Below are 12,348 nucleotides of genomic sequence, written 5' to 3'. Positions count from 1 at the left end.
AAAACAACAATATGAATAGTAATATCCCGGATAAATGTGATGTAGTAGTGATAGGAGGAGGTCCTGCCGGTTCTATTGCTTCAGGAATATTGGCAAAAAAAGGATTCGAAGTAGTTGTATTAGAAAAAGAAAAATTTCCTAGAAATATTGTGGGAGAAAGCATCATACCTACCTTTTGGAAATTTACTGATCTTATAGACGCTTCAGAAGATATCGAAAACGAAGGCTTTTTACAAAAAACAGGGGGAATAGTAGCATGGGAAGGTCAGACAAAAACACTCTCATTTAAATCTTTTGGCATAAACAGAAATGCACTGCATGTAGAGAGAGATCGTTTTGATCAGATATTGCTTAATAAGGTAAGGGAAAAAGGTGGGTCTGTATTTGAACAGACGAAAGTGAAGCATGTAGATATCTCTAATCCTAATGAGGCAATCGTTAGCTATCAAAACACCATCACTGGTGAATCGCATGTAATAAAGGCCAAATATGTCATTGATGCATCTGGACAAAGAGCACTATTTTCTAAACAAAAACGATCGAGAGAATTTGATAAGGATTTTGGTTTTCAAGCTGTATGGGGATATTTTGACAAAAGCAATTTTTATGATAAAAATTTAAAGATAAGAACCTTTGAAGAGCGATATGATCATGGTGGAATGACTGTAGTATCCGATATAGGAAATTGGGGATGGAGCTGGAAAATAATGTTGAGAGAGAAAGTGAGTGTTGGCATCATTTTATCTAACGAACATCAATCAAGTTTTAAGGCTGGAGGAACAACACTGGAAGAAAGATTTGATTCGTTTAGTAAAGAAATTCCTCTTGTAGGAAATATGTTGTTAGAGAGTAACCTTATATCTGGTTCTGTAAAATCAATTAGAGACTATGCATATAAGTCAACGGACTTAGTTTATGAGAATTGTTTTCTTGCTGGAGATGCCGCCGCTTTTGTAGATCCTATCAGTTCTGAAGGCGTACCAGTATCCATGTATGGTGGCTATTTAGCCGCATGGGCAGTAAGCAATAGTTTGAGAAAACCATATAGGAAGGAATTCTATAAAAATGTATTTGCGCAAGAATATGACAAGCGACTAAAAATATTTAAAATATTGGCATATCCTTCGAAGCAAGTCCCTGATCATTTATTCAAATTAGGTCAAAAAATTATTCACTCCTTTAGTGAGCAAGAACTGTTACTCATTCTAGCTCAATCTAAGATGACAGGCAGATTCGAAACACTCAATAAATTGCTGGGAAGTAATAGCGTAAGTAGAGAAGTAAAAGAAGTAGATTTGGTAACACCAACATTATTGTAATTTTATCTTGAGATTTCTTAATTATCATGAAATCCTAATATCGAAAGTATGTCAAAACAAATAAAGAGTGGATTATACTGGGATCAATTATATAGGCAATTAAATGCAAGCAAAGAACCTGCACTATGGGATGTAAAGCCTTCACGCGCTATTGAAAAAGATTTTTGCATATTTAAACCGTACTTTAATTCTTCTCTCCACCTTATTGATATAGGATGCGGTACAGGTGTACAAACTCTTTATTTGAGTAAGCATTATAATAATGTAACAGGTATTGACGCTTCTAAAAAAGCTATCCTTACTGCAAAACAACTAGCAAATCACCAAGGACTTAAATTTGAGGTAATGGATATGCTAGACACTAAAACATGCATAAAAACTCATAAAAAAGTAGGAGATTCAAATATTTATATGCGTGGAGTAATACATCAAATCCCATATAAACACCGAACAACCTTTGTTCAAAATTTAAAAATTCTATTAGGTCAACAAGGTGCTATATTTATGATCGAGACCGCACTTAATATCAGGGAATTCATATCTAAACTTGTCCAAAATCATTCTAAAATACCTCAAACACTACAGAACACCTTATCTAGTAATTTTCCCCCATTAGGAGTATCGAAAAAAGAACTACTTTCTTGGTTTCCAAAAGAAGAATATCAGCTACTTAGTATACAGGAAACATCCCTAAAAACAAATATAGTATTGAACTCTGGTGATTTTGCTGAACTACCAGCAATTTATCTTCTTACTAAATCTATAAACTCTGAGAATGTATAAAAAAAATTAGCACTTTACTTTTTTCTATTATTTCTCTTTCCATCTTGTAAAACTGGTGTAGAAAACAAGAAGTCAGACGATGCTCTATCTAGTAAAATTTCATATAGAATAGAGAAAAATAGTGCTATCAAATTCACAAAAAGAACAAATTATAAAATTGTATGTTAGATTTTTTTTTATAATCTTAAAAGTTGTCTTTGAAATTTAAATGTAATTCTATAATTTTTAATAACAACTTTATTTCGTTTATTTACTTAATGAATAGAGATAAAGCAAAAAAATTTAAAGTTATAGCTGGTCCTTTTTGGTTTTATTACTATGTGATGTCCTATCTTAAAGGATTAAAATTAAAAGAAGATTTTTCTCATATCAATAATTACATCTTTTTTATCGGATATCCTCGAAGTGGACATAGTTTGATAGGTTCTCTGTTAGATGCCCACTCAGATATTGTCATTTCAAATGAAATGAACTCACTTTATTTTTTTAAAAAAAAGTATTTCCGTCATCAAATATTTTATTTCATCTTAAGAAATTCTAAAAGACATGCGGCTATAGGAAGATCAAATTCAGATTATAGTTATGTAGTACCTAATCAATGGCAAGGTAAATACCGTAAACTAATTGGAATAGGCGACAAAAAAGGAGGGAAAAGTTCTTCTATTTTCGGAGATGAAAATCACATGAAATTACTTCATAACATAGAAAAAATTAGTCAAGCCAAATTAAAAATTATACATGTAATACGAAATCCTTATGATAATGTAAGTACTATGATTTTACGTCAAGTAAAAAAAAACGGAAAAGAATTAACGGAAGATTTATTTAACAAAAGAGTACATAAATACTTAGAGCTAATAGAAACAAATACAAAACTAAAAGCACATATTCCAAATAATATTTGTGATGTGCATTTAGAAGATTTTATAGCAAATCCTAAGAAAGAGCTTATTAGAATATTTCAATTTTTGGAAATAGATGTATCTCAAGAATACATAAAAGATTGCTCTTCCATTGTTTGGGACAAAACAAACCAAAGTAGATTTGACTTGCCATACTGGACAACAGAAAGAATACAAAATTTTTCAAATAGTATTAAACCATACGCTTTTTTAAATAGGTATAATTATGAATAAGTACTATAGCTTTGAGAAAATGTTGACAGATTTACTCAGCCACTAACAATTAATAATTCATTATTTTACACTAATACTATTTGAAGTGACATTGATTTTTAAATACCAAAACGAATACTATGAAAAAAATATTTCATTTTAATTTACTAGTAGCATTAACGCTATTGGTTATAGGCTGTGTTGAAAACAAGAATGCAACTGCAAAAGAGGGTGTCAATTTAAATACTACTCCTACAGAAAATGTAGAAACAGAAACTAAGCTACAAGAAAAAAAATCCCAAATAATAGTTAGTAAAACCGACCCTCCTAAATATGCAAATAAGGCCGAAGTAATAGAGTTTTTAATAGAGAAGTTAAATAAAAGTAATCCAAAAGCTCCACTTACTAACGAACAGATTGATCAAATAAATGCTCTAGCTGAAAGTTCACGAATAACTACTTTTAAAGATCAGTACGCTTGTAGTATATTTAAAAGAAAAATGGTTCAGAGAATAAAATCAAAAGTACTTACTCCAGAACAATTACTATTATTCCCAAGAAAATCAAAAACAAAAAAATAATGTTAAGCGCTAAAAAAAAAGCATTTTTTTTGAAATTTGGATTAATCTTATGGACGCTATGGGTTCTTGTTAATTATCTGATACACCATCCCTCCTATTTTTATGCGGCTACCCATTCCCCTTATATTAAAATAATTTTTATTCTGACTCTAATTTCGATAGGGGTTTTCTTTTTATTCTCTAAGAGTAATTTTAAATGGAGGGGATGGAAGATATATACGTTTCTTCTTCTAGCATTAATGATTGTCTATAATAGTTTTGCTGAAGAGGCATCTATATTTAATGGTTTTTCATTTAAAGGTCAAGGGTTCTTTTTGATTAATAGTATTTCTCTTCACCTTGGCACATTTTTAATCTTTTTATGCTGCTATGCGGCGGGAAACAAATTTCTTAAACCATTTAAAGGAGTATTAAATGTTCATCATAAATTAATACTTGGAGTTGCCATAGGAATGGGAATACTCACTTTATTATTAATGGGATTGGCTACCATAGGTTTCTTACATACTTGGGCAATCATTCCCATACTATTACTGTTAGTAATATGGCAACGAAAGGTTTGCTGGTCCTTTATAAAATATGTTTTTTGGAACCCTATCAATACTAAAGATGTATCCTTTTGGACATTTGCTGTTATTACTATGATTTTAATTTTTACAGCTTTTAATTTAGTAGGAACGCTAAAAATTTTTCCACTTGGTTATGATGGGGCTGCATTATATCAAAATGTAACAAAAAATTTAATCGACTCTCAATCTTTAATAAAGGGAGGACAAGCTTACAATTGGTCACTATTTACAAGCTTAGGTCCTCTACTTTATGGAAGTATGGTATTTTCTATTTTTCTTTCCCATATCATGGGCGTACTTTCTATATGGGCGATGTTTCATCTAGGACGTATTTTTTTAAGTAGCGCTACAACTTGGGTAGGAATAGCTATCTTTTATACATTACCAGCGGTTAGTTTTCACAACTTTATTGATGAAAAGGTAGATCTTGGTTTTCTTTTTGTTTGTATATCTGTTATTATTTTTTTTCTTAAGTATGCCAAATTTGTACAGTATGATTTTTCAATAAAAAGCAAAAATTCTAAACTGTTTTTCAGTCTTTTAGGTCTATTAATAGGCTTTGCAATTGGAATTAAATATCTTGGATTACTACTAATTATTGGTATCGTTTTACTACTTATTTATCAATGGGGTGGGATCAAAGCCTATTTAGGATCAATACTTACAACTTTATCTTTACTATTTCTATTTAAAATAGATTCTTTTGGTTACCTAGAGATCTCTTCTATAGAGCGATATACCATCATCGGAGTCTTTGGTTTTTTAGGTATTGGAATATTTATTTTTTACTTCAAGAAATTTGATTGGATAAAAGGGCGTAGCATAATTCAAAATATTTTCATTATTTCCATTGCCATAATGCTGAGTGTTATGCCTTGGGTAATTAAAAATAGTGTTGAAACGGGGCATATTTCAAGTAAAGCATTACTCTATGGAAAAGGAGCTAAAGATTCTTTTGAAGATAATTATTCATTTTTAATTGAAAATAATATTCCAAGTAAAATATCAAATGAGGATAAGGCCCGAATCATTGAATATCTAGGAGGAGAAGAATATGTTTCTGGTTTTGATGATAAGAGTTTCATTAATCAATATGAAGAAATAAGAAAGCAACGAAAAAATACTAAAAAGAATTTTAAGAGAAATACAGGTAAACGAGAAGAGATACTAAGATATCTAGGGTATGAGACAGGCTTGAATAGTTATTTGTCTTTACCTTATGATGTGAGTGTGGGAGTCAATATCCCAAATAAAAGAGGAGTAGATTTTGGTTTTTTATTTTTACTTTTTCTCCCATTATTAGTACTATCCCTAAAAAAAGGAAAAATAGTTAATTTAAAAAATAGTATAGGTCTTTTTGTTTTTGGGATCATTCTTTTACTGAGTTGGAAAGCTGCCATGATCTCTAAAGGTTCTACACTAAGTTCTGAAAAGTATCTAAGTAATTTTTATCCAAATTCAAGTAATAGTTTTCTTGATATAAGCAAAGATGTTTCCTTGCCATTTCTAAAGCTACAAACTAGTGTCAGTGAGTTAACCCAACCATTATTTGGAGTGTTTTCAGAAATGACATTTCCTTTAATTTTATGTATTCTTATAATGCTTTGTATACTTTTTGCTTGGATAGCAAAAGACAATTGGAAAAAGTTTAACCAACCTGTCAAATTAGTATTGATATTTATAATGACTTATGGATTTTTATGGTGGATACTAGGGAATGGAATACCATACTACGCTTTAGTTATTTGGTTACTATCCTCTTTATTAATTGCATATTATTATGAAAATATATCCCTTTTTGTTTCTGAACATATAAATTCTATGATTAGAAAATGGGCTCAAGTAATATTCTCTATCTTTTTATTATTAAATTTATTAGCTCATTTTTCTAATAACAATAATAATCTAAGTCAACTAAATAATGTCTTTTTTGAACCGTTTATAAGTCATTATTCCAATCATTTTATAACAGATACAAATTTTAATAACCCAAGGTCCATAATTACCCCTGCGGCTGAAGTTCTTAATAGTGATATTTCGACAAAAATTTATCGTGTTGGAACATTTATGAACTATCATATAAAAAATAATAGTTCGAGAGTGTATGAGGATACTCAACTAAACATATTTGATCGTGCTAGTAATAAACTACAAAATCCAGATGATTTTTTAACTGTTTTAAAATTAAATAATGTTAAGTACATTGTTTTTAGTTTAAAAGTTGCCACAATTGACCAAACACCAGAACAATCCTTAACTGATAAAGCTACTAGGTTTGTAAAAATTTTAAATAATAAGGATAGAATTCGATTGGTAATGACCAATAATAAAGTGAGTAGAACAGATCCAAAAACGAATGAAACAAAAATAGGGTATGGCCTGGTTGGAAAGACAGTAGAACAAGGGAATCTTGCTATTTTTGAGATATTATAATGTCTATGATAGTAAAAGACGACATATGGGTTTTTTTACCAGCTTATAACGAAGCTACAGTCATTAGAGATATTATTAAAAATCTAAAATCTTATGGCTACGCTAATCTTGTTGTCGTGGATGATGGAAGTACAGATAACACCTATAAATTTGCTCAGGAAGAAGGCGCAAAGATATTGCATTTATGTTTAAATAGAGGTGTTGGAGCTGCTATAAGAGCTGCTATTCTTTTTGCAAAAAAAAAGAATATTGAATTTATGGTTTTTATGGATGCTGACGGACAACATTTCCCAAGCGAAATTGAAAAACTAGTAGATGAATTACAAAAACAGAAAGCCGATATTGTAATTGGTAGTCGTTTTTTAGAGCATCAGTCTAAAATACCATTCTCAAGGATTATCTATAATAAGATAGCAAATATGTTTACTTATTTTGGAAAATCAACAGTAACAGATAGTCAATCTGGATTTAGGTTATTAAATAAAGTAGCCATACATAATTTAGACCTTGAGTTAGATGAATACGGTATTTGTACAGAAATGGTTTGGAAAGCTAATTCTATGAAACTAAATTTAGTAGAAACACCTATTAAAGTTCAATATACCAAATACTCTCAAAGTAAGGGTCAGAATTTATGGAAAGGAATAAAAACTGCTTGTAATCTATTAAAAAATATTTTTTATGAACATTAGATCGTTTCAGATACTAGTCCCCATATTAGCTGCTATTTTTATCCTATGGCAATTATGGAAAATATACCGTTTTAAGGCAAAATGGAAAGCTATATGGCCAGGTATATTAGTCGCTTTTTTCATCTCTATCATTGCATTATTCCCAGATGTCACTACAAATTGGTTAGCTAAGACATTAGATTTTAAGAGTAATGTTAATGCCATCATTTTTGTCTTAATTGGTTTTTTGTTTGGCGCTGTAATTATACTTTACGATTTATACAAAAGACAACAAAAAATTATCACAAAATTAACTATAGAATTATCTTTATTAATGGCTGATAAAGATGATGTTGATTCATGAGAATATTATTCGTCTTAGAGCATTTTCACCCATATATTGGAGGAGTAGAATACTTGTTTTGGCAATTATCAAAAGCATTAGTTATTCAAGGCCATGAAGTTAAAGTAATCACGACAAGGTTTGATAAGAAACTCCCTCAAAGAGAGCGTAATGAGGGAATAGATATTTACCGTGTTAATTGTAACAACCGTTTTTCTTTTTTTATAAAAAGTGTTCCAAGCATATTTAAAAACAGTAAGGATTTCGATTTAGTTCATACAACAACGTATACCGCAGCGCCGCCTGCTTGGCTAGTATCTCGTTTGAGAAATAAAAAAAGTGTGTTAACTTTTCATGAGTATTGGGGAGATTTATGGAAACAACTACCTTACCTCAACTTTAGACAGCGGTTTTTATATAGTACTTTTGAGCGAATGGTGTCTTATTTGCCATTTTCTAAAATTGTAGCCGTTTCAAAATTCACACAACAAAGACTTATTAAAGCAGGAGTTGATCAATCAAAAATCAATATAATTTACAATGGACTAGATTATAATAGTATCAAGCAAATAAGTGCTAAAATTGATATTTCGGATGTAAAAACTATAAAGAAAAGAACAGCGCTTGATTATATTTTTGTAGGTAGGCTTGGAGTTTCAAAAGGTTTAGACCTATTGCTAGAAGCTTCAGATATTTTTCTTCAAAAAAACCCTGAAGCTACCCTAAAACTAGTGATACCTGAGCTCCCAAAGAAAATGTATGACCTGATAGTAAACAAAATTAATAGTCTTCCATGTGTCGATCAGATTACGGTGATGCATAATTTAACCAAAGAAGAGTTATATAAACAAATAAAACGAGCATCCTTTATTGTAATACCCTCGTATTCAGAAGGGTTTTGTTTTGTTGCAGCAGAAGCTTGCGCATTAAACATTCCTGTTATTAGTTCACATTGTGGAGCTTTAAAAGAAGTTGTGAGTGGACCGTATATAGCTATGGATTCACTTACAACAAAAGGGTTATTTGAAGCATTACAGAAAGCCAAACAACAAGAATGGCAATATAAAGAAAGCGTACAATTTTCTTTAGATAAAAGTGTTGAACAATATGTACATTTGTATAAAGAAATGATAGATGGATAACTACACCTATACTATCCCTAAACAATCAAAGAGGTTTTTACTACAAGAGTTAATAAAACTTAGATTGTTAGCAGACCTTAAACGGTCACTCCTTGGTTGGTTATGGTTGTTAATACTCCCTGTATTTGCAATTTTAACTTGGATTTTCATGAAAGGTGCAGGCATACTTGAACCTGGTCAAATGGAAATTCCTTACACAGCTTTTGTATTATTGAGCACCACTATTTGGGCGTTGTTTTTTGAAACCTATAAAAATTGCAGCCAAATCTTTATAACCTATGGTAAGACACTTTTAGTAAATAAGCTACCCATTAATATAATTATCTTTACTGAGCTTATTGTAGCGGCTATTAAATTTTTCATCCCTTTTATTTTCATTATAGCCTACTTCTTGTACATTGGGATTTCATTACACCCATTGGTTTTTATTTTTCCAATAGCAATACTACCTCTTCAACTTTTTGGAGCTGCGATTGGTTTATTAACTGGACTTTTTAGTGCGCTTGCAAAAGACTTTACATTTTTAATGGATAATTTTATTAAATTATTTTTACTCCTTAGTCCTGTAGTATATACTCCAGAAATTTCAACGGGTTTATTAGCAAAATTTATTAAATACAATCCATTAACGTATTTAATTAGTAGTCCTAGAAACCTATTATTAAATGGAGAATTATACCAACCAATGATTAGCTTAATTTGTGCATTATGCGTTACCATATTATTTCTGTTACTAACTCGATTTTTTGTTATTAATACTGCAAGAATATTAGAAAGAGAAGGAATTTAATGAATACGGCTAACAAACAAATATCAATGAGCACTGACGAGACAACTTTAAAGCCTATCCCTTTACTTAAAGTAACAGGACTGTATAAGAAATTTTGCAAAGACCTTACCTATAATATGTACTATGGTATAAAAGATCTTATTATATATTTCTTTGGCTTAAAACCAAATTACTCTTCCTTGCGTAAAAAAGAATTTTGGGCATTAAATGATATTAATTTTAACATTTATGAAGACGATATTATCATTCTAGCAGGTATTAACGGTTCTGGGAAAACAACATTGACCAGAATGCTAGCAGGAATCTATGAAACAGAGAAAGGCACTATTGAATATCACAAAAAGATTAAAAAAATTATTAGTGTGTTTGCTATTAAATCAGGCTTTAACCAGATATTGACAGGTAGAGAGAATATATATTTGAAAGCCGCCTATTATGGTATGTCACGCAAGGAAGTAGAAGCAAACATGAATTTTATTATATCTTTTTCAGATGTAGGTTCTTTTATAGACACTCCTATAGGAAAATATTCATCTGGGATGAAAACTCGCCTCGCCATGTCTCTTGTCCTTTCTATAAAAAGTGATATTCTATTTATAGATGAAGGATTTAGTTTTTCAGACTCAAAATTTAAAACAAAGTGTTATAAATTTCTAAAAGAAGAATATTCTAAAAAGGGAAGAGCATTGATAATTGCCACACACCGTTTAACCGAAATAAGTGATCTAGCCAATAGATTAATTGTATTAGAAAAAGGTAAAATAATAAATACAACTGTTGATATTATTCAAGGAATAAAAGACTATAAAGCAAATTAGCGCTACTTATTTTAATAATATTGCTCTTAATGCCTTAAGGTTTATATGCCCCCTAGAATAAGTAATGATCAAATGAATTAATAGAGTTATGAATTTATTTTCAAGGTTTAATCGTAAAATACCCTATCCTTTTTACATAAAAAAGAGAGATGATATCATTCGCATTCATATTGTAAAAACGGCTGGAACAAGCTTAATTTTTAGTATGAAATTTAATAGAAGTAGCCAATCCAGTAAAACTAAAAAACACTATTTTGTAAAAGAAATTATTGATATTGTAGGTCAAGAACATTGGGATAATGCCTTTAAATTTACATTTGTGCGTAACCCTTGGGATCGTCTTTATTCTTTATATCGATTTAAGCAACGAAAAAACAAAATAGCAAGCGAAGCCCAAGGAAATACATTCGGATTATGGTTAAAATCAACTTTAAATAATCAATACGATAACCCATATGAAAAATCAAAACCTCAAGTAGAATGGCTCAAAAATTATGACGATAAAATAGATATAGACTTTATTGGGAGGTTTGAAAACTTAGAGTCTGATGTTGCTAAACTTGGTCAATTATTAGATATGAAAATAGATTTACCTCATATCAATCAAAGCCTACCTATTATTCATTACAGCACAGCATATGATGATGAATTAGAAGAACTAGTACGAATACATTATAAGGAGGATATCGAAATGTTTGATTATTCTTTCTGTAGAAAATAGATTTTATGCATACATACTATTCATTACTTAACATACATCGTCGCCTTGTTGGAACCCACCAACGCAATGCAGATTGGTCAAAAGTTAAACTTGTATCTATTCATATTCCAAAAACAGCAGGGACTTCCTTCATTCATAGTTTAAAAAAGCAATATGGTCATAAAAAAGTAACACGCATTGATATTAATGATAATAAGACAAGAATCAATAAAATACATGTAAATAAAGCTTATTTGTATAAAAACACAACAGTAATTCATGGGCACTTTACCATCGATTTGTTGCATAACCAATTGAGCCTTCTCCCCAATACACCCATTATTACTTGGTTACGAGACCCTGTTGAACGTGTTATCTCTAATTATTATTATTTATATAAACGATTGGATGAAGAATTAAATGAAGAAAAAAAAGGGCTTAATATTCTTTCTAAAATGCGACGTTCTTTACTTGAATATGCACAAGACGAAAGAAATTGCAATAGAATGTCAAAGTTTTTAAAAGGTATTGACCTTAAAGATTTCTTTTTTATTGGTATCGTAGAAAATTATGATGAGGATATTCAAGAATTAGGGAGAAAATTAAATTGGAGTACTCTTGAGATTGTAATGCATAATAAAACAGGTGCGAGAAACAAACCTGTTGTAGATGAACAAACAAAAGCATTAATTAGATCTTATAACCAAAAGGATCAAGCACTTTATGAACAGGTTCTTGCTTTTAGAAAGTAACCTATCCAATTCACCTAAAATTAAATTACAGATACAAGCAAAATATGTAATCTTCCTGCCGTCGAGAAGAGAACTACAATCATTTCGTATTCTATGATTAAAACAAGTAGAAATCTCTGTATTGAACTTTCACCAGCTAGTTAATTATTGCACGACACATAGCAAAAAAGGCCATCTAAAAACAATTTAGACGGCCTCTTTTCTAGCAATATATTATTTCGCTTAAAGCGAAAACAAAAATCTCTTAGACATTAACCATCTAGAGGTATTCATATATCTCCTGAGATACTCACATGTATGGGCATAAGCGATTCTCTCACTTTCACTTACAA

The 12,348-nt window shown here is 30.4% G+C and carries 12 protein-coding genes; all 12 read left to right on the top strand.

Features of this window, described 5'->3' with window-relative positions:
* The first annotated feature begins 11 nt into the window (after positions 1-11).
* The 12 genes from ABJD27_RS02560 (at position 12) to ABJD27_RS02505 (ending at position 12,016) form a co-directional block, all read left to right on the top strand.
* On the top strand, positions 12-1,319 hold the full coding sequence (locus tag ABJD27_RS02560; protein WP_348171516.1) for an NAD(P)/FAD-dependent oxidoreductase: 1,308 nt from the start codon (positions 12-14) through the stop codon (positions 1,317-1,319).
* A gap of 48 nt (positions 1,320-1,367) precedes the next feature.
* Positions 1,368-2,102, top strand: a complete 735-nt coding sequence (locus ABJD27_RS02555; RefSeq protein WP_348171518.1) for a methyltransferase domain-containing protein — start codon at positions 1,368-1,370, stop codon at positions 2,100-2,102.
* Between the two features lie 257 nt (positions 2,103-2,359).
* On the top strand, positions 2,360-3,238 hold the full coding sequence (locus ABJD27_RS02550; RefSeq protein WP_348171520.1) for a sulfotransferase: 879 nt from the start codon (positions 2,360-2,362) through the stop codon (positions 3,236-3,238).
* Between the two features lie 119 nt (positions 3,239-3,357).
* Positions 3,358-3,798, top strand: a complete 441-nt coding sequence (locus tag ABJD27_RS02545) for a hypothetical protein (protein WP_348171523.1) — start codon at positions 3,358-3,360, stop codon at positions 3,796-3,798.
* Positions 3,798-6,800: a hypothetical protein gene (locus ABJD27_RS02540; RefSeq protein ID WP_348171525.1), complete on the top strand. Its 3,003-nt coding sequence runs from the start codon at positions 3,798-3,800 to the stop codon at positions 6,798-6,800. The genes ABJD27_RS02545 and ABJD27_RS02540 overlap by 1 nt, the downstream gene beginning before the upstream one ends.
* A 5-nt stretch (positions 6,801-6,805) precedes the next feature.
* Positions 6,806-7,492, top strand: a complete 687-nt coding sequence (locus ABJD27_RS02535; RefSeq protein ID WP_348171527.1) for a glycosyltransferase family 2 protein — start codon at positions 6,806-6,808, stop codon at positions 7,490-7,492.
* Positions 7,482-7,835 carry a DUF2304 domain-containing protein gene (locus ABJD27_RS02530; RefSeq protein WP_348171529.1) on the top strand — a complete coding sequence of 118 codons (354 nt, stop codon included), beginning with the start codon at positions 7,482-7,484 and terminating at the stop codon, positions 7,833-7,835. Before ABJD27_RS02535 ends, ABJD27_RS02530 begins: the two co-directional genes overlap by 11 nt.
* On the top strand, positions 7,832-8,956 hold the full coding sequence (locus tag ABJD27_RS02525) for a glycosyltransferase family 4 protein (RefSeq protein ID WP_348171532.1): 1,125 nt from the start codon (positions 7,832-7,834) through the stop codon (positions 8,954-8,956). Before ABJD27_RS02530 ends, ABJD27_RS02525 begins: the two co-directional genes overlap by 4 nt.
* A complete protein-coding gene (locus ABJD27_RS02520; RefSeq protein ID WP_348171535.1) occupies positions 8,949-9,746 on the top strand; it encodes a hypothetical protein in 798 nt (265 codons plus the stop codon). The genes ABJD27_RS02525 and ABJD27_RS02520 overlap by 8 nt, the downstream gene beginning before the upstream one ends.
* A gap of 26 nt (positions 9,747-9,772) precedes the next feature.
* Positions 9,773-10,564, top strand: a complete 792-nt coding sequence (locus ABJD27_RS02515; protein WP_348171537.1) for an ABC transporter ATP-binding protein — start codon at positions 9,773-9,775, stop codon at positions 10,562-10,564.
* Positions 10,565-10,652: 88 nt separating this feature from the next.
* A complete protein-coding gene (locus ABJD27_RS02510; protein WP_348171540.1) occupies positions 10,653-11,285 on the top strand; it encodes a sulfotransferase family 2 domain-containing protein in 633 nt (210 codons plus the stop codon).
* Between the two features lie 5 nt (positions 11,286-11,290).
* Positions 11,291-12,016, top strand: a complete 726-nt coding sequence (locus tag ABJD27_RS02505; protein WP_348171543.1) for a sulfotransferase family 2 domain-containing protein — start codon at positions 11,291-11,293, stop codon at positions 12,014-12,016.
* The last annotated feature ends 332 nt before the right edge of the window (positions 12,017-12,348 follow it).

Origin of the sequence: Dokdonia sp. (assembly GCF_039945015.1) — a bacterium.
In the GTDB taxonomy this organism is placed as follows: Bacteria; Bacteroidota; Bacteroidia; order Flavobacteriales; family Flavobacteriaceae; genus Dokdonia.
Note: the sequence above shows the minus strand (reverse complement) of the source record. Positions and strands in the feature narration are given on the sequence as shown.